Origin of the sequence: Haladaptatus sp. QDMS2, assembly GCF_029338295.1 — an archaeon.
Taxonomy (GTDB): Archaea; Halobacteriota; Halobacteria; order Halobacteriales; family Halococcaceae; genus QDMS2.
Genome location: NZ_CP119791.1, coordinates 1,586,647 through 1,606,270 on the forward strand (window position 1 = coordinate 1,586,647; position 19,624 = coordinate 1,606,270).

Sequence of the window (19,624 nt, forward strand, 5' to 3'; positions counted from 1 at the left end):
CAGATGACCAGTACACAGACCGCACCTCTCTCGAAGTCGATGTTCGCCCTGTTCGTGAGATACCGGTACGCGATTTACGCGGCGGGACTCGTCGCCATCGCCCTGCCCGCGGTCCTCGCACGAGGCGTCGGCTACACCGTCGCCCCGACGATTCGGACGGCGCTCGTCGTCGGCAGTCTCACGGCAATGGCCGTCACCTACCTCGCAGAGCGGAGTGCAGGCGACGAACGCGACGCAGTCGGAACCGAATCCACAGGCTATTCGCTGCGCCGTCGCGCGAGCGCCGCGGGTGCGGTCGCCGGCATCGCTCTCGGCGCGTATCTCGCCGTCACCGGCGAACTCGTCGTCGGCCTGCTGTTCATTGGGGGTGCGCTGCTGTTCGGACAACTGGCGTTCGGCGGAGGACGACGCGATGAGTGACGCACCACCAGCGTCGGCGAACCCGGACGACGACCTGCCAAGCACAAACGTCACCGTCGAGTGCCACGTCCACTTCGGGATGACCGGGTCGTTCCCGCTTCGACTCGCGGAACTGTTCTTCGCGGACGACGGCCTCTACGTCGCCGAATACGCCTACATCACGCCGATGTTCGGCCTCGGCACGAAGAAACACCACCGCGAGGCGGGCGCGATGCAGGCCATCTACGACCATCACGGCTTAGACGAGGTACTGTTGCAGGCGGACGCGGTGACGTGGCACAACTACGAGAACGTCGTCTCGATAACCGTCTACGACGGCGGGCGCGTCGGGCGACCAAAACTCACGATCGAAACCGCGAGCGGAAAGGGACACGCCTACCGCCTTCATGACGTGTCGAACCTGCCGAGCCTCGTCGCCGACCTCCAGTCAGTGGGCGACCATCACGGCTTTACGGTCACAGAAAAAGACGGCGTGGGCTACTCGCTGCGCGAGAGCGTCTCGCGCGCCTTCGGGTGAACGTCTCGCCCCAGCGCGCCCTCTCCTCGCCGATTCTCGCTCGCCTCGATGAACGCGTGTCCAAAGAGCGCGACAAGCATCCCAATCGCGTACAGCACCGTGAGCGTCACTGCGAGGCCGCGCCGAACGGCCGGACTGTTCGCCGTCGTTCGTCTGCGTTCGAGCTTCGCACACCGGACGATGAGCCATCGGACCGCCTGCGCTGTGTGCGAGTCGGGATGTGCTGCGAGCGTCGCTGCGACTGGTGGACTGGTGCGGTAATAGAATTCGACGAGCGTGCGGCCCACTCGATTCCCCGCGAGCACCTCGTCTCTGAACTGCCGGAGTGCATCGAGCGTCTCGCCCTCCCCTGCGACGGCAGTGGTGAGAAAACACGACGAGTGGTGTTGGATTACGTCGAGGCGGCGAATGTCGTCTTTCTCGTAGCGCGTGGACTGCTCGCCCTCGAACTCCCACTCCGGCGAGACGACGAACCCGTCGTCGGTGTGGCGGAGGTAGACGTCAGCGTGCTCGATTTCCTCGCCGTCGCGGGTGACGACAGTGACGTGCTTTCGCCGTCCGTCACCGACGCCAACCGGGGAGGACTCCTCGTCGGGCATTAGAACGGTGGTTCGCAGAGGACCGTGAAAAACGTTCGCCGGGTTAGGTATTCAGTTGCGCCATTTGATGGAACAACCACGAGACGGCAGGAACCCCTTCTCTACCTCTTCGCCCGCGCGGACGGCCTCGATGGCCTCCCGCATGTCGTGTTGGGTCGGTTCCTCGTCCGGTGAGAGGGCGTCGTCTAAGCGACCCTGCCACGCGAGTTCGAACGACCCATTCTGCCGACGGAACAGGAACGGGTCGGGCGTGCACACCGCACCGTAGTCTCGCGCCACGTCCTGGGATTCGTCGAACAGGTAGGCGTCGTACTTGACCGTGCCGTCGGCGACGAGTTCTTGCATTCGCTCGAAGGAATCGTCCGGGTACTGCGCCGGGTCGTTCGGGTTGATGCCGACCACATCCACGTCGTCGTACTCGGCGGCGAGGGCGTTCAGCACGCCGATTTTCGCCTTCGCGTAGGGGCAGTGATTGCACGTGAACACGACGAGCAGGGCCTCGTTGTCGGCGAACGAGTCGAGCGAGTAGGTTTCGCCGTCGGTTCCCGGCAGCGAGAACGCGGGTGCGTCGTCGCCAATCGAGAGTTTTGCTTCGGATTCGAGCGCCATGTGCTGAGAATGGCGCTCCGAGAAAAAGTGTGTTCTGTCAGGTACAGTACTCTTCTTCTCGCGCCCGGACATAGCGAAGTGAAGATTCAGTGTTCCGTTAACAGGTCAGGTACACGGCCACGACCGAAGAGAAGCGTCGAGACGTGGTTCCACACCCTCAAAAGGGCCACCGCACCAAAGAATGGGACGAATACCAGCAGCATGTTCCCGGTGAATCCCGCCGGTGAGGAGGTGGAGGCCGCCGTCACGAAGGTCCACAGCCAATAGAACGCGACCACGCCGACCAGAAACAGGGTCAGTCGAATCGCGGATTCGAGAACCATGTTGAGCGAGGAATTCTCCGTGAAGGATGGTGGCGGGCGGTTCCACGTCGAAAAGAGGACGGCACCGCCAGCGAGGGAGAGGACGAGGGCGTACGGACCGCCCGTGCCTGCGTCGTGGGACATCCCCACGGACGCGGCGAGGTTCGCCCACACGAGGAAGGTGAAGATGGCACCGACCACGAGCTGGAAGCCCCGCTTGAACGAGAGGAAGGTAAAGTCCTCGGAGTACACCTCCGCGTAATGTGAGTCCATTGCTCAAACTGCGCTGTACCGTGACAAAAGCGTTCTGCCGCTACTCGACGGTCACGAGGTAGACGGCGACGCCCGCGAGTACGATGCCGAGGGCCTTCCGCGCGGTCAGCGACTCGCCGAGGAAGGCGATGCCGACGACGGAACTCGTGACGAGGAACATCCCGAAGATGGGGACGACGACGCTCACCGGGCCGAGGGCGAGCGCGCGGTAGTAGGCGATGATGCCGACGGTGAGGCAGATGCCCGCCCCGAGCAGGTAGGGTGCGTTCGCGGGCGTGACCGCGTCGATGACCGATTCGTCGTTGTAGACGACGAGGCCGAGCGCGACAACGACGAGCATCCCGTTCGTAATCGTCGCGACCACGTCGCTCGAAAGGTCTTGCGTCGCAACCTTCGTGAGGGGGGCGACGAGGGTGTAGGAACCGAGCGCGAGAAGGGCGTACCAGACGTAGTTCATCGTCACTCTCTCAGAACTGGTCGTTTAGATGTGTGTCTACTCGCTCGTGGTTGGGGCCGTGGTGTCGTGTGCCGCACTCACAGAGCGGATGGCGAGCGCGAGTGCGACGGCGACGGCGGCGAGCGCGGCAACGAGGTAGAAAGCGAGGCCGACACCCGCCACGTCGATGACGTACCCGAACACGGGTGGGCCGATGGCCCCGCCTGCCGAGATGCCAATGGTCATGAGCGCGAAGTTCTTGCCCACGTCTTTCCGGGCCGAGGCGCGGTCGGTCAGCTTCGCCCGGGCGGGACGACTTACGTCGATGGTACTCGCGAGGACGAGGACCAGTGCGAGCGCGAGCAGAACGGGAACCGACCCGGAGGCGAGCACCGCCGCGAGCACGGCAAGCGCACCGTACCCGGCGAGCAGGACGTTATCCGTGAGGGTGCGGTCTGTGACCCACCCGCCGAGCAGGATGAAGCCGGCCCCGACGGCGAGCATGGCCGAGGAGGCGAGGCTGGCGTCTGCGGGGGCGAAGCCGTACCCGGCGGCGAGAAGCGTCTGGGAGTAGGTCCGAACCCCCCACGCCGCGAGCGAACTCACGAACCAGAGCGTCGTGAGCAGGAGGATGACCGGCGTCGTGATGAGCGTCCGCAGTTCGCTCGCGAAACTCGGGGCGATGGCGTCGGGTTTCGACGCCTCAGCCGGCGGATGGGTCACGTCGCGCCCGACGTACCGGGCGAACGCGCCGAGGCAGACGACGGCATAGAGGCCGCCGAACAGAGCGATGGCGAGGAACGCCTCGCGCCAGCCAAACCCAAGCACCAGCGCGAGCGGGACGAGAGCGAACGGCGCGGCGAGGCCGAGCGCGCCGGTGAAGCCGTGGACGCTGTACGCCCGGCCGCGTTTGCCCTCTGTCGTCGCAGCGGCGAGCAGCGGGTAGTGGGCAGGGTGGTGGCCCGCGACGCCGATGCCGAGGACCACCTGCGAGACGAGCAACCACTCGTAGGTCGGGGCGATCGCGGCGAGAAACGCGCCAAGTGCGCCAAAGCCGAGCGACAGCGAGAGGACGAGTGTCCGACTGTGCGCGTCAGAGAGGTAGCCGTAGGGCAGTTGCAACAGGGTGACAACGGCCCCGAGGACGCCCACGGCGAGTCCTAACTGGGCCGTGGAGACGGAAAAGACAGGCCCGAGCAGCGCGAAGGCTGGCGGCAAGAGCATGAGATACATGTGATTCACGAAGTGTGAACCGCCGACGAGTGAGACGACGAGCGACGACTCGTCTGTGCCGAGGGGTGCGCGAGGAGGTGACACGATGGATACAGGTCGTAGTTCAGGGGGCTTAGCCCTCTCGACTGTGACAAACCCACTCGTGAAGGCTAGTGATTTTACGCTCCGCTGCGAACCTCCGAATATGAGTCAGTTCACCGTCGCCGCCTGCCAGCTCGACTCCCGAGACGACAAGGAGGACAACGTCCGCCGGGCGCTCTCGTTCGTCGACGAAGCCGCGAGCAAAGACGCAGACATCGTCGCGTTTCCCGAGATGTTCCCGTACATCGGGCCGAAAGACGCCTTCTCCGACGTCGCAGAGGAGATTCCCGGGTCGCTCACCGAACGCCTCGCCGCTCGCGCCGAGGACTACGGGATGTACATCCACGCCGGGAGTATGTTCGAACCAGCGGACGACGGGCGAGTGTACAACACCACGGCCCTCATCAACCCCGACGGCGACATCGCCGCGACCTACCGCAAGGTCCACCTGTTCGACATCGACGTGCCCGGGGGCGTCACCTACCAGGAATCAGAGCGCGTCGCCGCCGGGAACGAGGCCGTCGTCGCGGAGACCGCCCTCGCGAACTTCGGGCTCTCTATCTGCTACGACCTGCGCTTCCCCGAACTGTTCAGCACGCTCGCGCGAAGCGGCGCAGAAGTCATCTTCCTCCCGGCCGCGTTCACGCTCTTTACCGGGAAAGACCACTGGGAACCGCTGCTTCGCGCACGCGCCATCGAGAGCCAATGCTACGTCGTCGCGCCAGCACAGATTGGTGAGAAACCAAAATCCGCCCAGACGTACGGCAAAACGATGGTCATCGACCCGTGGGGCAACGTGGTTCGTCAGGCAAGCGACCGGGAGGAACTCATCACCGCGCCGATAGACCTCGATTACGTCGCAGACGTTCGCCGGGATTTACCGTCGCTTCAGCACAAACGCGACGACGTGTACTTCTGAGTCAGGTCGTCTGCGCCTCGTAGGCGGCCGGGTCGAGCAGCGCTTCGAGCTCTGCGTCGTCCGCGAGGTCGAGGGTGACGAACCAGCCGTCGCCGTACGGGTCGTCGTTTACGAGTTCTGGTGCGTCGGTCAGATCGTCGTTTACCGCCTCGACCGTGCCCGAAACCGGCGCGTACACGTCGGAGACGGCTTTGATGGACTCGACCACGCCGAACTCGGTCGTCCGGGCGTCTCGCTCGGCGTGGCGCTCCCGGAGTGGTGGTTCGGGAAGAGTCATCACTCGAGTGCTGTTTCGTACTCGAACACGCCGTCGAAGGCGCGTTCGAGGATGCCTTCTAAGTCCTCGCACGTCGTGACGCGCGGGTTGCCGGTGAGACTCCCGTCTTCGAGGGCTTGCTCTGCGAGTTCGGGAATCGCCTCACGCTCTGCGTCCGTCTCGGAAAGCGTTCGGGGAATGCGAACGTCGTCGCCGAGTTGCCGCGTGGCGCGGACGGCCTTGTACCCCTCATGGCGAGCTGGGGCCTCCTCGTCGACTGATTCTCCGAGTGCAGCCGCGATGTCGGTCAGTTTATCTGGTACCTGCGGGAGGTTGAACTCCATCACGTAGGGCAGGATAATCGCGTTCGCGAGACCGTGTGGGACGCCGAATTTTCCGCCGACCTGATGGGAGAGGGCGTGGACCGCGCCGAGGCCAGCACCGTTGAACGCCATTCCCGCCTGTGTACTCGCACGGGCCAGTTTCGCGAGCGCCTCGTCGTCACCGCCGCGGTACTCGACGGCCCTCGTCAAGTGGGTTCCGACCTTCTCGATAGAATCGAGAGCGAGCGCCGAGGTCTGACTCTGGGCGTTGATGGAAACGTAGGCTTCGACGGCGTGCGTGAGCACGTCCATCCCCGTCGCGGCTTTCACCAGCGGCGGGGCGCTCTTGGTCAACTCGGGATCGACGAGCGCGAGGTCCGCGAGGAGCGTCACGTCGCCGATTTCTTCTTTGACGCTAGTCTCCGCGTCCTTGACGATACACCAGTGGCCGACTTCGCTTCCGGTCCCCGAGGTGGTGGGAATGTAAATGCTCGGCGGCGTGGGGTTCGGCACGTTGCCAGAGCCCTTGAAGTCGAGAATGTGGCCGTCATTAGTCGTGAGGATGCTCGCGGCTTTCGCGGTGTCCATCGACGACCCGCCGCCGATACCGAGCATGAGGTCCGCGTCTGCGTCCTCGTAGGCGTCCGCCGCGGCGTGGACGACCGTATCGGTTGGGTCGGGTTCGACGCCGTCGAACACCGCGTAGTCTACCCCCGCCTCGGAAATCGATTCGAGCACCGGTTCTAACACCCCAGCCTCTCGCACGCCGCTGTCGGTGACGACGAGGACGGTATCTGCACCGAACTGTTTTGCGTACGTGCCAGTCTGGGATGCCGTTCCGGCACCGAACAGCACCCGGTTCGGGACGTTCCACATGTGAGATTGCTGTGTCATGATAGGCTTCGTTGTCGTGTCGTGCGTCGCAAGCTACCCCGCCGGAAGGAGTGTTTCCCGAAAGCGGCGGGAACTGGCAGATACGCACTGGACGCGCGTCCTGTGTGTTGCTCTCTAGCGTGCAAGGTGATTCTGCCACATACCTGCGGACATATAAATATTCACCACCGACCAGCCTAAGTGTCCTGCAGGTGATATAGCGGTGGAGAATGGCAGAAATCACCGCACAAGATGACTTCGAAGTCCGTTTCATCCGCACTCCGGAGCAGTACGCCATCGGCGTTCGCGTGAGGGCCGAGGACGGAACGTGGTCAGCGCAGGCGATGCTCACGGCGGGACAGGTCGACCAGTTCATCGACGAACTGGCGACCGCACGCGATAAATCTCGCCGCGCGTCGATGCGCGAACTCGCCCAGGCAGCGGGCGCAGACGATGAGGAACTCGAAGAACTCTTAGACGAAGCACTGCCACTCGACGAGGACGAACCCTGAATTATGCGTCTTCGTCGAGCGGGTACAGCGGCCGCGAGAGATGTTCGTAGGTGAACTGGCTGAGGTCCGGGATTGCCATGCCCGGGGTCGTGAGAAAAGAGGCGGCCCGCGGTCAGTTCATCCGTTCGACTTCGTACCCTGCACCCTCGATTGCACCACGAATCGACTCTGCGTGTTCGGTCCCGCTCGTGACCACCTGGAAGACCAGATAGGCTTCGCCGACTCGCAGGTCGTCGACCGCCCGGTCGTGGCGCACGTCGCGGATGTTCGCCCCCTGTTCTGCGATAATGCCGGAAATTTCGGTCATCTTGCCCGGCTGGTCCTCGATCTTCACGCGCAGGCGCAGGAGCTGGCAACGTTCGGTGAGCGCGTGGGTCAACACGGTCTGGAGCATGGACATGTCGATGTTCCCGCCACAGAGCAGTGGAACGACGGTTTCTCCCTCCACGTCGAGTTTGTCGCTCAGAAGAGCGGCGATGGAAACCGCACCCGCACCCTCGACCAGTTGCTTTGCGCGTTCCAGAAGAATGAGAATCCCGTTCGAAATCTCGTCGTCAGAAACGGTGATGACCTCGTCTACGTGCGCCTCGATGAGTTCGTACGTTAGCTGGGAGATGCCACCGGTGGCGATGCCGTCGGCGATGGTGTTCGGGTGGTCGATTGAGTGTGGCCCACCCTTGTCCAGACTTTCGGGAACTGTAGACGCCGAATCCGCCTGCACCCCGACGACGCGGATATCCGAATCGAGCGCCTTGAGTGCGGTCGAGATGCCACCGATGAGGCCCCCGCCGCCGATGGGAACGATGACCGTGTCCACGTCGGGGAGGTCCTCGTAGATTTCGAGGCCGATGGTTCCCTGCCCGGCCGCGATGTCCGGGTCGTCGTATGCGTGGACGAAGATGGTGTCGTCAGCCTGCGTGAGCGTCCGGGCGTAGGTCATCGCCTCGGGGAAGTTGCTGCCGTGTAACTCTACGTCTCCGCCGTAGTCGCGGGTCGCGTCGATTTTCGCCTGCGGTGCGTTCTTCGGCATGACGATCGTCGAGTCGATGCCGACTTTCGTCGCGGCGAGGGCGACCCCCTGGGCGTGATTCCCCGCGCTCGCGGCGACGACTCGGGTCACGCCACCGGCTGCTGCAACTTGCTTGAGTTTGTTGTACGCCCCGCGGGTCTTGAACGACCCCGTCCGTTGGAGGTGTTCCATCTTGAGGTGGACGTCCGCGCCGGACATCCGACTGAGCGAGCGACTCGTCTCTACGGGCGTGTGGCGCACGACGGCCTCGTCGTCGAACCGCTCGCGGGCCGCCTGAATGTCGCCGAGTTCGATACTGACCATCGTTGCATAATACCGAATAAGGAGGTATAAACAGTTTCGCGTTATCTGCCGGGAACCTAAAAACGGGTCGTCGAATTCGCGGCGGAGACCAGTGTGTTCAGATCCACTTCTCGCCCGCCGTGATGACCACGTCGAGCCAGTTTTCGCGTGGCGGAAGCGGGCAGGTGAAGGCGTCTGAGTAGGCGCAAAACGGGTTGAACGCGAGGTTGAAGTCGAGCGTCAGTTCGTCGCCGTCTTCGAGGCCATCCTCGGTTTCGAACTCCATGTAGCGACCGTACTGGAACGTCTGCTGTCCCGTGGTTTTGTCGCGGAAGGGGACGAAGTACGGGCCGTCTCCCTGTCGATACGCGGCGAGGGTGTACTCTCCTTCGCCGAGATTGAACGTAAGCGTGAGCGAGCGTTCGTACTCGACTTCCGGGCCGGCCGTGGTTTCGAGCGAGACGGTTTCCGGATCCTCGTGGACCGTGGCCGTGGCTTCGACCCGGTAGTCAGGGTCCGGCGCGAAGTACTGGAGGCCGTCGAACTCGTCGCGGTTTTCCGGAGCGACCGGTGACTGGCGGTGGTCGCTGAAAAATTGGTCTTTCTCCTCACGGTGGGCTTCCAGTTCCTCGGCCCACGTGGCTGCATCGAACGTGGCGTCCGTCATTAGCGGCGTTATCAGATGCGCACGGGTAACGCTTACGTCATCGGAGAAGGGGGACCACAGGATACGAGACTTACTGCGTCTCGGTGATGGTGAGGGTGTAACTGCCGCTGCCGCTGTAGGAATCGACGAGGATGTGGAGGTCCGTCGAGTCGTCCGGCGCGGAGATGGTGATGTTCTCCTCGCTGTTCGCGCTGTAGGAGCGGTAGTCGTAGGAGTACGTGGTCGGGCACGTTCCGGTGCCGTCGTTCACGTACAGGTCGAAGTCCGCAGAGGTGGGACCAGCGAGGTCCACCTCGACCTGACTTGGATTGGAGTACGTCCACGCGTACGACCAGCAATCGGAGTCAGAGGAACTCGAGAGCGAGTCGTTGACCGTCGTCGAGTCCGTTTCGCCGCCGCCACCGCCACCGGAGTTCGCCGGGTCGGTGTTGACTGCGTTCGCGGCGTCCACGCGGCCGTTGCCCTGTTCGTTCGAGCTGTGACCCATGTCCACGGCTGTGGCGTTCAGGTGGTCGCGCAGTTCCGTGTTCGAGATGTCCCACTGGGCGAGCGTGAGTCCGGCGACTCCTGCGACGACGGGCGTCGCCATCGAGGTTCCGGAAATCTTGTTGTAGCCGTCGTCGGTCCACGTAGAGAGGACGTCCGTACCGGGTGCACAGAGTTCGACTTTGCTGCCGGTGTTCGCGTAAGCCGCCATCGACCCGTCGGGGTCGAGCGCGGAGACGGCGACACACTCGCTGTAGGCAGCCGGATAGCTGACCGAGGTGCCGTAGTCGTTCCCCGTCGCGGCAGCGATATAGACGCCCTGGGTGTTGTAGGCGTACGAGACGGCGTCTTTCATCGTCTGCGTGTAGCCGCCACCACCGAGGGACATGTTGATGACATCGGCACCGTTGTCGGCAGCCCACGTCACGGCGTCTGCGATGTCGGAGGTCGAACCGCTCCCCTCCTCGCTCAGGGCGCGAGCCGAGAGAATCGAGGAGTTTCCAATGCCGGTGATACCCTCACCGTTGTCGATTTCACCCGCTGCGATACCGGCGACGTGGGTCCCGTGGTACTCGTCTGCGAGCACGTCCGGGTACGGGTCCGAGTCGTCGTCGACGAAGTCGTAGCCGTAATTGGCCACGCTACCGTCCATGTTCCCATCGAGGTCAGGGTGGTCGTACTTGACACCTTGGTCGACGACGGCGATGGTCACGCTCGAACTGCCGAGCGTCGTGTCCCACGCAGCGGCAGCGTTGACCATCTGGTCTGCGTATTGGTCGCCATAGCGGGTGTCGTCCGGTGTGTAAAATGCCGTGTGAGTTGTGTTGTCCTCTGCGTACTTGATGTACTCCTCCTTCCGAACGCGCTCTTTGAAATTCTCCTTCGCGTTCTCGTCTGCGTTCTCGTTGAATCGAACCGCGACGTACCGAAGCCGATCATTGTCGTGAACCGCTTTCGCGTTTTCCGGAACGTGTTTCTCCACCTCCGCCCGGTGGTCACCTGCGCCCTGTGAAACACCGACGAGTACCTCGTCCTCTTTCGATCCTCGTCGTCGGCCGTTGTTCGGCCCCTGTGCCGCCGCCTGTCCCATCGAAGCGAGCAGTGCAGCGGACCCGGTTGCTTTCAGAAATTTACGCCGTCCAAGTGGGAGTTTGTCACCCATGGTGCGACTTAACAACAGACACTACATTATTTAAATTTTATTATATCTATTAATGAAAATAAAACAGTTCTAGCTTGACACGATTTCTGCACCGAGTAGCGGCTTTTTTAATGGCAGTGGCATACTTCACAGAATGGCACCCCCGGCAATCGTTGCAATTTCGGGCAGCAGACGGACGCAGAGCTACACCAAACGCAGTCTCCAGCACGCGCTCCGCGCCGCCGAGGCGGCAGGCGCGACGACGGAGCTCATCGACCTGGGCGCAGTGGAGTTGCCCCTCTATCACCCGGGTCACGAGGAATCCGCCGAACTCGAAGCGCTCCTTCGCACTGTGCGAGAGGCGGACGGCGTCATGGTCGGGTCGCCCGTCTACCATGGATCGTACTCCTCTACGTTCAAGAATTTCCATGACTACTGCGGGTTCGACGAATTTTCCGACACCGCAGTTGGCCTCCTTGCCGTTGCGGGCGGGAGTTCCTACGGAAGCACCTTAGACCACATGCGAATCACCGTTCGAGGCGTCCACGGCTGGGTGATGCCCCACCAGGTCGGTATTCCGAACGTCCGCAAACAGTTCGACGAAGCAGGCTACGTCGACCCGGCGCTCGAAGCGCGCGTGGAGAAACTTGGCACGCAGATCGTCGAGTACGCACAGCGCCTCCGCCGGCCGATAGACGAGGCACACTGACCAGTAATACTGGCCCGTAATACTGGACAGTATTTCTGACCGGTACGATTCAGGCATGAGTCAAACACCGATTACCCTCGCCGACTACGACCCGGACTGGCCTGCGGCCTTCGACGCGGAGGCGAGTCACATCGAGTCGGTAATCGGCGAGCACATAGAGCGAATCGAACACATCGGTAGTACGGCGGTTCCCGGCCTGCCCGCCAAACCAATCATCGACATCATGGTCGGCCTCGACGCGCTCGCGGACGCGGCCAGGTGCCTCGGACCACTCGAAGCACTCGGGTACGAGTACGTCTCTACGTTCGAGGATGTGATGCCTGAACGCCGATACTTAAGGAAGAGCGAGGGCGACACCCGCACCCATCACCTCCACATGGTCGAGACAGCGAGCGACTTCTGGGAGCGCCACCTCGCCTTCCGCGACTACCTCCGCACCCATCCGGAGGTTGCCGCCGATTACGCCGACCTGAAACGGGACTTGGCCGCAGCACATCCACACGACATCGGCGCGTACACCGACGGTAAAGACGACTTCATCAGACGGGTCGAACGACAAGCGCTCACAGACCAGTAATCAGTCGAGACGGGTGACGATTGCGAGCAGTGCATGATGGTTGTACTTGCTCGGGTCGGTGGACTCGAACGTCGATTCGCGAATCTCCTCGATTCGCCACCCTTCACCGAATGCCTGACCAATGAGGTCCTCGTTCGTGCTCGGACCCATTCGCCCATCCCGCTCGCTGAAGCCGAGCATGATGTAAGTGCCACCGGGGACGAGCGCCGACCGGAGGCTCTCGCCGTAGGCTTCCACCTCGTCAGGACCGAACACGTGAAACAGCCCACAGTCGGTGACGGTGTCGAACTGCTGGCCGAGGTCGCCAAGCGCGAACGCGTCGTGAACCTCGAACTGTGCGCGGTCTGTCAGGCCGCGGTCAGCTGCTTTCGCTCGTGCCTTTACAATCGCATTTTCCGCCGCATCCACGCCGAGAACTGTGTGTCAATGTTCAGCGTAGAACAGCGCGTTTTCACCCGTTCCACAGCCAACGTCGAGGATACTGCCGTCGATAACGCCTGCATCGACGAGTTCGACGAGTGTGGGTTGGGGACGGCCGATGTCCCACGGTGGCGTTCCGGCGGCGTACGACTCGTTGAAGTCGAGTTTTTCGGGCGACTTTTCGTTCTGTTCGTCCGTCATCGGCTCCCTCTCAGTCGCTGCATATTTGAACGAACAACGAGTGAGTGGATAAGTCACCCGTCGGTTGCACTGGCGCACGCTGCCAGTAACCCTGCCTCCCACCCGGACGGGTACCGTCGCGGATACCGGTTCTATATCCCATTATACAGTTTATTGCACCGGTAGCAAGTCTTTTTGTGGGCGGTCGTTTCTCACCGGGTATGAGCACGCGAGATGAGCTTTTGGCGCTCCTCCTCGAGAATGCCCGCTACTCGACTGAAGACCTGGCCCGGCAGATGGGCGCAGACGAAGCGGAGGTAACGGCGGCAATCGAGGAACTGGAGGCCTCGGGCCTCATTCGCGGCTATCAGGCGGTCGTCGATTGGGACCGTGCAGACCGCGAACGAATCCGGGCGCTCGTCGAGTTGAACGTCACGCTCGACCGCGAGACCGGCTACGACGACATCGCCGACCGACTGGTGAAATTCCCGCCGGTCAAATCGCTCCGGCTGGTGAGTGGCGATTACGACTTCGCACTCGAAGTCGAGGGAGACTCCCTGCGCGAAGTATCGAAGTTCATCAGCGAAAAAGTGGCTCCCGTCCCCGAAATCACGCAGACGGTGACCCACTACATCATGGAGACGTACAAGGACCGCGGCTTCGAGATGGGCGACGGCCACGACGATGGTCGGCTCTCGTTTTCGCCATGAAAATTGCAGACCGCGTCCAGCAGATTCCGCCGTCAGGAATCCGCAAGTTCTTCGAAATCGCAGAGGAGATGGACGACGTCATCTCTCTCGGCGTCGGCGAACCCGACTTCACCGCGCCGTGGGCGGCCCGCGAAGCGGCCATCGAGTCGCTCAAGGACGGCAAAACGTCCTACACGGCCAATCGCGGGATGCGAGAACTCCGCGAGGCGATCGCAAAGCGAGTTTCAGTGCAATACGACTTCACGTACGACCCAGACACGGAGGTTCTCGTCACCGCGGGCGCGAGTGAAGCCCTCGACGTGGCGTTTCGGGCGCTCGTCGACCCCGGCGACGTAGTAGCCATTGCACAACCGTCGTACATCTCGTACGTGCCGGGAGTCACATTCGCCGGTGGGGAGCCGCTTCCCGTTCCAACGCATGAGGAAGACGACTTCAAACTCACGCGCGAGGTGCTCGAGGCAAACGGCGTCGCCGACGCGGACCTGCTGGTGCTTTGTTACCCGAACAACCCGACGGGAGCCATCATGACCGAGTCAGAGCTCGCTGAGGTCGCCGCGTTCGTGCGCGAACACGACCTGACGGTCCTCTCGGACGAAATCTACGCCGACCTCACCTACGGCGAGGAGCATACCTCGATTGCGACGTTCGAGGGGCTTAGAGAGCGAACCGTGGTGTTCAACGGGTTCTCGAAGGCCTACGCCATGACGGGCCTGCGCCTCGGTTACGCGCTCGCACCGGCGAAGACCATCGGGGCGATGAATCGTGTCCACCAGTACTCGATGCTTTCCGCACCGACGACCGCCCAGTACGCTGCACTGGAGGCACTCGAGTCGTGCGACGGCGACGTAATCGAGATGCGAGACCAGTACAATCGTCGCCGGCAGTTCGTCCTTTCGCGGTTCGAAGAGATGGGTATCGACTGCTTCGAGGCCAAGGGGGCGTTCTACGTCTTCCCCGAGTGTCCGTGGGAAGACACGGACGCGTTCGCAGAACAGTTACTTCAAGAACAGAGCGTTGCCCTCGTCCCCGGCCACGTCTTCGGTGAGAGTGGTACGGGTCACCTTCGCGTCTCATACGCGACCGGGCTCGACGACCTGCGCGAAGCGATGGCCAGAATCGAAGCGTTCCTCGACTAGCGTCAATCTTCTCCCGCTTTTCGGTTTTATAGCGTGAGCGACGGCAAGGTGTGATAAATCGTATGACACGATACGAAACGATACGGATAGCTGGAACGTTGACCGCGAGCAATGCAGTCGTCTTCCTTACACGAAGGCGGAATCGAATGCATTAGTTTTCCATCAACAGACCCCTATGTTTCCGAGAATCGTAACACGGAAATTGACTATTAATCAAGAGCGTCACGAAATTTGAATCATTTCGCTCTTCATAATCAAACAGTGTAAGAATTCATACAAATAAGCGCAACACTTTTTCTCTCATACGGAGTATTAAAACAGGAAATGGGGAAGAATAACGCCGACGATGCTGGCTTCGACCAGTCCGGCGACGGGGGGGATACCGTCACGGAAACGACCGAGGAAACCTCTGTCGGTGCAGTAATGGGTGCTTACACGTGGGAAGATTTCAAGCATGAAGTCTATCTCGACGCGGACGGGCAGCGCCCGAAAGACCTTCTTGGAGAGGTCATCGAGTTCGACCCGAGTGAATATCTCGGGTTCGACCCTGCAGAGACAGCAGAACGAATTACCAACGGTGCCACCCGAGCGAAGAGGCTCGACGCGTACTTCGACTCGTTCCTCGACGTAGAGCACGTCGAAGTCGCACTCGGAGAGTACTACTGGGAACACTTCAAACTGGAGTACTACTACGATGAAAACGGCCTCCCGCCGGTAGACAAGAAAACGGGAACCGTCCGCGAATTCCACCCGGAGGAGTTCCTCGGACTCGACCCGGCCGCGCTGCCGAACGTCGTCAGCTACGGGAACAAGGTCGCAGAATCACTTGCAGAAACCGTCGACGAGCGCACTGTCACCGTCCTCGAGGACCTAGACGAAGACGCGTTCTTCACGAACCACGATGGGACGAAGACTGTCGTGAGCCGGTACGATCTCGAAAAGGCCGTGCCGCTCTCGAAGAAATCTCACTTCCGCGAGGTCGACCGCTACTGGGTCAACAAGCCATTCGCGTTCGTGAGCATCTTCCTCTCGACGAAGGAAAACGAACACAAGTACTACCTCATCGAACCGTACCTCACGCCGATCGAGCATGAGCTGAAGGAGTTCCTCACCGGGAAACTCCGCACGGCAATTAAGTACTCTGACGAGGAAATCATCGTCGAAGGAGACGAGGCCGACCGAGGGGCAGTCATCGCCCGTGAGACCGAACAGCTTCTCGAACGGTACGACCTGTTCGCGCGGCCGGCGGAAGGCAAGCCGAGCCTCAAAGACCAGTTCATGGGCCTCATCGGCAAAGCGCCAGAGCGTGAAGTCGATACCACCGTCCGCGACCTGAACGGCATACAGACCCGTCCCGAACCCGCGATACTCGAAGAGGACGCGAAGACCGTCACCGAGTACCAGGTCGAGAAGTTGCTCTACATGCTGAAACGCGACTTCGTCGGCTTCGAACGCATCGACGGCGTCAAACACGACATCAACGTAGAGGACGTTTCGTGTGACGGATACAACTCGCCCGTTTTCGTCTATCACTCGGACTACGAGCAAATTATCTCGAACATCTTCCACGGTGAGAAAGACCTCGATGACTTCGTCGTCAAGATGGCCCAGCGGTCGGGCAAGGGTATCTCGAAGCGCCAGCCACAGGTCGGCGCGACCCTGCCCGATGGCTCGCGTGCCCAGCTCACGCTCGGCCGCGAAGTGTCCGACCACGGGACGAACTACACCATCCGTCAGTTCAAGGAAGTGCCGTTCACGCCAGTCGACCTCATCAACTGGCACACCTTCTCGCTCGACGAGATGGCCTACCTCTGGCTGTGCATCGAGAACAACAAGTCGCTCATCTTCGCCGGTGGGACGGCATCCGGGAAGACGACCAGCCTGAACGCGGTGTCGCTGTTCATCCCGTCGAAGTCGAAGATCGTGTCCATCGAAGACACGCGCGAAGTCGAGTTGCCACAGCGCAACTGGATTGCGTCCACAACCCGTCCGTCCTTTACAGCCGACGACAAGGGTGACGTAGACGAGTTCGACCTGCTCGCGGCCGCACTGCGTCAGCGCCCCGAGTACATCGTCATGGGTGAGATTCGCGGTGAAGAAGGCCGGACGCTGTTCCAGGTCATGTCCACGGGTCACACCACCCTGACGACCTTCCACGCCGACTCCGTCGGTGAGGTCATCAAACGCTTCACGACCGAACCAATCAACGTCTCGAAGACGATGTTCACGGCGCTCGACCTCGTGAGCATTCAGACCTCGACGCGTGTCCACGGCAGTAAGGTTCGCCGGAGCAAGTCCATCACCGAAATCAACCACTACGACCCAGAGAACGACGAGATCAACGTCCAGGACGTGTTCCAGTGGCAAGCGGAGAGCGACGAGTTCCTGCGCATGGGCGAGTCGAACACGCTAGACGAGATTCGCTTCGACCGCGGGTGGTCCTACGACCAACTCGACGAGGCAATCTACCTGCGCAAGATTGTCCTCGCCTACCTCATCAACCGCGGGCTGAAGAGCTACCCACAGGTCGCCGCGACCATGCAGGCATTCATGAACGACAACGACACTATCATGACCCTCATCGCGAACGACGATCTCGAAGCACGCTTAGAGGAACTCCGGCAGATGGAGTCGGTCATGATCGACATCGACCCGGAGAAGGAAGCGATGATTCCGCGCCCGGACCCGTACGCAGAGCTGCGCGCATACACGGACGAACTACTCGCAGAAGCAGAAGAAGAACTGTTCCCGCGCTACCGCACGGCTGAATCACCGGCTCTCGCTCCAGCACTCACGACGGGTGTAGATGAGGCGGGTGCGGCGACCGACGGCGGCGACGACGAGGACGACACAGAGCCCTTCGAGGAGTTCGACTTCGGCGGCTTCGAACCGCTCAAGGAGGAAGACGAGTAAATGGCTCCGGAAACGATGAGCGGTAGCAGCAGCTTCGAAGGAAAGTCCATCAGCGACGCCTTCTACCCGCTGTACCGCCGCCTCTTTAGCGAGGACAGTGAATTCGTCGCCGACGTAGAGGAGAAACTCGCAGCTGCGCGAATGCCACACACGGTGGAGTTCTTCCTCTCGTGGGCACTCGCGATTGGAGTGCTCCTCGGGCTCATGCTCTGGCTCGGTGGCATCGCCATCGGCTACGTCATCTTCGTGCTGTTCATCGAGGAGGCGCCAACGCTCCTCGGTCTCAAGCTTTCACCCCAGCTGTTCGCCATCGTTGAAGCGTTAAAGATACCCGCGCTGATCCTTGTAACTGGCATTATTTTTGGGCTGGTCGGCTTCGGCATCGGGTTCGGTGCGATCGTCTCCGTGCCGTACTACCGCGCCGGTGAGCGAAAGCGGGAGATCAACATGCTCTTGCCTGACTCCATCTCGTTCATGTACGCTCTCTCGGTGGGTGGCATGAACCAGATCGAGATCCTCCAGGCCATGGCGAAAGCAGAGGACACCTACGGTGAGGTGGCAAAGGAGTTCCAGAGTATCGTCCTCGAAACCGAATACTTCGACACCGACTACCGCTCTGCAATTCGCAATCAGGCGATGCAATCGCCAAGTGACGAGCTCGGGCAATTCCTCACGGACATGCTCTCTATCGTCAACTCCGGTGGTGATATGACACGGTTCCTTGACGACAAGAAGGAAAAGCACATGCGCACCGCAAAGCAGGAACAGGAACTCCAGCTCGAAACCTTAGAGCTGTTCGGCGAGATGTACATGACGCTCTCGCTGTTCCCGCTGCTGCTCATCATCATCCTCGTCATCATGAGTATGCTCGGTGAAGCACAGGACTTCATGCTCTACGGGACGGTCTACGGCCTCATCCCGATGACGGGAATTGGCTTCCTCGTGCTCGTCGCGACGGTCAAGTCTGGCGAACCAGGTGACGGTTACCTACACGAAGATGACCCGGACATCCAGCGGCGCGAACGCGGGATGCTCGGCCTCGGCCTCATCGAGCGCTACGCGGGCACCTACGCGGTCTTCGACCGCATCAAAAGCAAGGAAGGCACCTTCGTCACGATGGAGCTACTGCGAAAGCCACACCACTTCTTCCGTGACTACCCGCTCGCGACGCTCGCACTGACCGTGCCAGCAGCAATCGTGTTGCTCGGATTCTGCATCATGGCGGGGCTCGCGCCTGCGTCGTTCGAGGAGCTTCAGTCGAACCCCGTCGGTGGGACGTTCTTCTGGGTGTACATGCCCATGTACGTCACGCTGCTTCCACTCGCGGTGTTCAACGAGTGGAACCTGCGCTCGCGATGGAAGATCATCAAGAACCTCTCTGATGACCTTCGCAAACTGTCGAGTGCCAACGACACGGGATTGACCCTGCTCGAATCGCTGAAAGTGGTCGCTGACACGTCGCGTGGGAAACTGGCAGAAGAATTCGAAGCCATTCACGCGAAAGTGAACTACGGCATGAGCCTCAAGGAGGCCCTTATCGAGTTCAACAACCACTACCACATTCCGCGCCTCGCACGCACGGTCAAACTCGTGAGTAAGGCACAGGAGACATCCAGCAACATCACGGACGTTCTCTCGACGGCCGCACAGGCCTCCGAGAACCAGGACGACATCGACCGCGAGCGGGTCGGCCGCACCCGCATGCAGATCGTCATCATCATCATGACTTACCTGGTGTTGCTCGGCGTCATGGCCATCCTCAAGGTGAAATTCCTCGACACGATGGCTGGCCTCTCTGCGCAAGCGAGTGGTGACTCTGGGGCCTTCGGTGGCGGGCTCAACATCGACATGCTGACGATGTTGTTCTTCCACGCCGTGACCCTGCAGGCGCTCATGTCTGGATTCATCGCCGGCTACATGCGCGATGCAAGTCTCCTGAGCGGAGTGAAGTACGCAGTCATCCTGCCAACCTTCGCCCTGCTCGTCTTCATGCTAATATGAACGGACGCGCACAAACTTC

At 61.3% G+C, this 19,624-nt stretch carries 21 protein-coding genes and 1 pseudogene; 10 read left to right on the forward strand and 12 right to left on the reverse strand.

Going from position 1 to position 19,624, the window contains the following annotated elements:
* Positions 1-3 precede the first annotated feature (3 nt).
* Both P1M51_RS08610 and P1M51_RS08615 read left to right on the forward strand, forming a co-directional pair.
* Complete coding sequence (locus tag P1M51_RS08610; RefSeq protein WP_276247794.1) at positions 4-420, forward strand: hypothetical protein; 417 nt, start codon at positions 4-6, stop codon at positions 418-420.
* Complete coding sequence (locus P1M51_RS08615; RefSeq protein WP_276274366.1) at positions 413-937, forward strand: hypothetical protein; 525 nt, start codon at positions 413-415, stop codon at positions 935-937. The genes P1M51_RS08610 and P1M51_RS08615 overlap by 8 nt, the downstream gene beginning before the upstream one ends.
* Here P1M51_RS08615 and P1M51_RS08620 read toward each other — a convergent pair.
* The 5 genes from P1M51_RS08620 to P1M51_RS08640 all read right to left on the reverse strand — a co-directional run bounded on the left by P1M51_RS08620 (position 898) and on the right by P1M51_RS08640 (position 4,473).
* A complete protein-coding gene (locus tag P1M51_RS08620; protein ID WP_276274367.1) occupies positions 898-1,536 on the reverse strand; it encodes a CFI-box-CTERM domain-containing protein in 639 nt (212 codons plus the stop codon). The genes P1M51_RS08615 and P1M51_RS08620 overlap by 40 nt on opposite strands.
* A 51-nt stretch (positions 1,537-1,587) precedes the next feature.
* Complete coding sequence (locus P1M51_RS08625; protein WP_276274368.1) at positions 1,588-2,145, reverse strand: thioredoxin family protein; 558 nt, start codon at positions 2,143-2,145, stop codon at positions 1,588-1,590.
* A gap of 86 nt (positions 2,146-2,231) precedes the next feature.
* Positions 2,232-2,720 carry a hypothetical protein gene (locus tag P1M51_RS08630; RefSeq protein WP_276274369.1) on the reverse strand — a complete coding sequence of 163 codons (489 nt, stop codon included), beginning with the start codon at positions 2,718-2,720 and terminating at the stop codon, positions 2,232-2,234.
* A gap of 40 nt (positions 2,721-2,760) precedes the next feature.
* Positions 2,761-3,177, reverse strand: a complete 417-nt coding sequence (locus tag P1M51_RS08635; protein ID WP_276247799.1) for an EamA family transporter — start codon at positions 3,175-3,177, stop codon at positions 2,761-2,763.
* 36 nt (positions 3,178-3,213) lie between these two features.
* On the reverse strand, positions 3,214-4,473 hold the full coding sequence (locus P1M51_RS08640; RefSeq protein WP_276274370.1) for an MFS transporter: 1,260 nt from the start codon (positions 4,471-4,473) through the stop codon (positions 3,214-3,216).
* A gap of 100 nt (positions 4,474-4,573) precedes the next feature.
* Here P1M51_RS08640 and P1M51_RS08645 point away from each other — a divergent pair, with 100 nt between their 5' ends.
* Complete coding sequence (locus P1M51_RS08645) at positions 4,574-5,389, forward strand: carbon-nitrogen hydrolase family protein (protein WP_276274371.1); 816 nt, start codon at positions 4,574-4,576, stop codon at positions 5,387-5,389.
* A 1-nt stretch (position 5,390) separates the two neighbouring features.
* Here the strand turns inward: P1M51_RS08645 and P1M51_RS08650 are convergent.
* Positions 5,391-5,606 (reverse strand): annotated as a pseudogene (locus P1M51_RS08650) (glycine cleavage system protein H); the annotation flags it as partial.
* Between the two features lie 59 nt (positions 5,607-5,665).
* Entirely contained in the window at positions 5,666-6,862 is a 1,197-nt protein-coding gene (locus P1M51_RS08655) for an iron-containing alcohol dehydrogenase family protein (RefSeq protein WP_276247802.1), read from the reverse strand.
* Between the two features lie 209 nt (positions 6,863-7,071).
* Between P1M51_RS08655 and P1M51_RS08660 the strand changes: the two genes are divergently transcribed.
* Positions 7,072-7,353: a hypothetical protein gene (locus tag P1M51_RS08660; protein WP_276274372.1), complete on the forward strand. Its 282-nt coding sequence runs from the start codon at positions 7,072-7,074 to the stop codon at positions 7,351-7,353.
* 112 nt (positions 7,354-7,465) lie between these two features.
* On the opposite strand, the gene ilvA is transcribed toward P1M51_RS08660, so the two are convergent.
* The 3 genes from ilvA to P1M51_RS08675 form a co-directional block, all read right to left on the reverse strand.
* Positions 7,466-8,686: a threonine ammonia-lyase gene (gene ilvA, locus P1M51_RS08665; RefSeq protein WP_276274373.1), complete on the reverse strand. Its 1,221-nt coding sequence runs from the start codon at positions 8,684-8,686 to the stop codon at positions 7,466-7,468.
* 97 nt (positions 8,687-8,783) lie between these two features.
* Positions 8,784-9,332 (reverse strand): DUF1684 domain-containing protein, encoded by a 549-nt coding sequence (locus P1M51_RS08670; RefSeq protein WP_276247805.1) that lies wholly within the window; start codon positions 9,330-9,332, stop codon positions 8,784-8,786.
* A gap of 70 nt (positions 9,333-9,402) precedes the next feature.
* Positions 9,403-10,908, reverse strand: coding sequence for a S8 family serine peptidase (locus P1M51_RS08675; RefSeq protein WP_369685126.1), 1,506 nt, complete (start codon positions 10,906-10,908; stop codon positions 9,403-9,405).
* A 205-nt stretch (positions 10,909-11,113) separates the two neighbouring features.
* On the opposite strand from P1M51_RS08675, the gene P1M51_RS08680 reads away from it, so the two are divergent.
* Both P1M51_RS08680 and P1M51_RS08685 read left to right on the forward strand, forming a co-directional pair.
* Entirely contained in the window at positions 11,114-11,668 is a 555-nt protein-coding gene (locus tag P1M51_RS08680; protein WP_276247807.1) for an NADPH-dependent FMN reductase, read from the forward strand.
* Between the two features lie 55 nt (positions 11,669-11,723).
* Positions 11,724-12,245 (forward strand): GrpB family protein, encoded by a 522-nt coding sequence (locus tag P1M51_RS08685; RefSeq protein ID WP_276247808.1) that lies wholly within the window; start codon positions 11,724-11,726, stop codon positions 12,243-12,245.
* Here P1M51_RS08685 and P1M51_RS08690 read toward each other — a convergent pair whose 3' ends face one another.
* Positions 12,246-12,653: a cyclopropane-fatty-acyl-phospholipid synthase family protein gene (locus tag P1M51_RS08690; protein WP_276247809.1), complete on the reverse strand. Its 408-nt coding sequence runs from the start codon at positions 12,651-12,653 to the stop codon at positions 12,246-12,248.
* Between the two features lie 15 nt (positions 12,654-12,668).
* Positions 12,669-12,866 carry a class I SAM-dependent methyltransferase gene (locus P1M51_RS08695; protein ID WP_276247810.1) on the reverse strand — a complete coding sequence of 66 codons (198 nt, stop codon included), beginning with the start codon at positions 12,864-12,866 and terminating at the stop codon, positions 12,669-12,671.
* Positions 12,867-13,066: 200 nt separating this feature from the next.
* Between P1M51_RS08695 and P1M51_RS08700 the strand changes: the two genes are divergently transcribed.
* The 4 genes from P1M51_RS08700 (at position 13,067) to P1M51_RS08715 (ending at position 19,605) form a co-directional block, all read left to right on the forward strand.
* The gene (locus P1M51_RS08700) at positions 13,067-13,555 is read left to right on the forward strand and encodes an Lrp/AsnC family transcriptional regulator (RefSeq protein ID WP_276247811.1); all 489 of its coding nucleotides are present in this window, start codon (positions 13,067-13,069) and stop codon (positions 13,553-13,555) included.
* Complete coding sequence (locus P1M51_RS08705; RefSeq protein ID WP_276247812.1) at positions 13,552-14,691, forward strand: pyridoxal phosphate-dependent aminotransferase; 1,140 nt, start codon at positions 13,552-13,554, stop codon at positions 14,689-14,691. Before P1M51_RS08700 ends, P1M51_RS08705 begins: the two co-directional genes overlap by 4 nt.
* A 423-nt stretch (positions 14,692-15,114) precedes the next feature.
* Positions 15,115-17,604, forward strand: coding sequence for a type II/IV secretion system ATPase subunit (locus tag P1M51_RS08710; RefSeq protein WP_276248487.1), 2,490 nt, complete (start codon positions 15,115-15,117; stop codon positions 17,602-17,604).
* Positions 17,605-19,605 carry a type II secretion system F family protein gene (locus tag P1M51_RS08715; RefSeq protein ID WP_276274374.1) on the forward strand — a complete coding sequence of 667 codons (2,001 nt, stop codon included), beginning with the start codon at positions 17,605-17,607 and terminating at the stop codon, positions 19,603-19,605.
* Positions 19,606-19,624: the final 19 nt, after the last annotated feature.

What these genes read in the sequence shown, in the direction of transcription:
- P1M51_RS08670 (WP_276247805.1), bottom strand. Translation starts at nt 9,332, where the DNA reads ATGACGGACGCCACGTTCGATGCAGCCACGTGGGCCGAGGAACTGGAA.
- P1M51_RS08680 (WP_276247807.1), top strand. Translation starts at nt 11,114, where the DNA reads ATGGCACCCCCGGCAATCGTTGCAATTTCGGGCAGCAGACGGACGCAG.
- P1M51_RS08615 (WP_276274366.1), top strand. Translation starts at nt 413, where the DNA reads ATGAGTGACGCACCACCAGCGTCGGCGAACCCGGACGACGACCTGCCA.
- P1M51_RS08675 (WP_369685126.1), bottom strand. Translation starts at nt 10,908, where the DNA reads ATGGGACAGGCGGCGGCACAGGGGCCGAACAACGGCCGACGACGAGGA.
- P1M51_RS08710 (WP_276248487.1), top strand. Translation starts at nt 15,115, where the DNA reads ATGGGTGCTTACACGTGGGAAGATTTCAAGCATGAAGTCTATCTCGAC.
- P1M51_RS08620 (WP_276274367.1), bottom strand. Translation starts at nt 1,536, where the DNA reads ATGCCCGACGAGGAGTCCTCCCCGGTTGGCGTCGGTGACGGACGGCGA.
- P1M51_RS08645 (WP_276274371.1), top strand. Translation starts at nt 4,574, where the DNA reads ATGAGTCAGTTCACCGTCGCCGCCTGCCAGCTCGACTCCCGAGACGAC.
- P1M51_RS08630 (WP_276274369.1), bottom strand. Translation starts at nt 2,720, where the DNA reads ATGGACTCACATTACGCGGAGGTGTACTCCGAGGACTTTACCTTCCTC.
- P1M51_RS08705 (WP_276247812.1), top strand. Translation starts at nt 13,552, where the DNA reads ATGAAAATTGCAGACCGCGTCCAGCAGATTCCGCCGTCAGGAATCCGC.
- P1M51_RS08625 (WP_276274368.1), bottom strand. Translation starts at nt 2,145, where the DNA reads ATGGCGCTCGAATCCGAAGCAAAACTCTCGATTGGCGACGACGCACCC.
- P1M51_RS08700 (WP_276247811.1), top strand. Translation starts at nt 13,067, where the DNA reads ATGAGCACGCGAGATGAGCTTTTGGCGCTCCTCCTCGAGAATGCCCGC.
- P1M51_RS08635 (WP_276247799.1), bottom strand. Translation starts at nt 3,177, where the DNA reads ATGAACTACGTCTGGTACGCCCTTCTCGCGCTCGGTTCCTACACCCTC.
- ilvA (WP_276274373.1), bottom strand. Translation starts at nt 8,686, where the DNA reads ATGGTCAGTATCGAACTCGGCGACATTCAGGCGGCCCGCGAGCGGTTC.
- P1M51_RS08655 (WP_276247802.1), bottom strand. Translation starts at nt 6,862, where the DNA reads ATGACACAGCAATCTCACATGTGGAACGTCCCGAACCGGGTGCTGTTC.
- P1M51_RS08695 (WP_276247810.1), bottom strand. Translation starts at nt 12,866, where the DNA reads ATGACGGACGAACAGAACGAAAAGTCGCCCGAAAAACTCGACTTCAAC.
- P1M51_RS08715 (WP_276274374.1), top strand. Translation starts at nt 17,605, where the DNA reads ATGGCTCCGGAAACGATGAGCGGTAGCAGCAGCTTCGAAGGAAAGTCC.
- P1M51_RS08685 (WP_276247808.1), top strand. Translation starts at nt 11,724, where the DNA reads ATGAGTCAAACACCGATTACCCTCGCCGACTACGACCCGGACTGGCCT.
- P1M51_RS08660 (WP_276274372.1), top strand. Translation starts at nt 7,072, where the DNA reads ATGGCAGAAATCACCGCACAAGATGACTTCGAAGTCCGTTTCATCCGC.
- P1M51_RS08610 (WP_276247794.1), top strand. Translation starts at nt 4, where the DNA reads ATGACCAGTACACAGACCGCACCTCTCTCGAAGTCGATGTTCGCCCTG.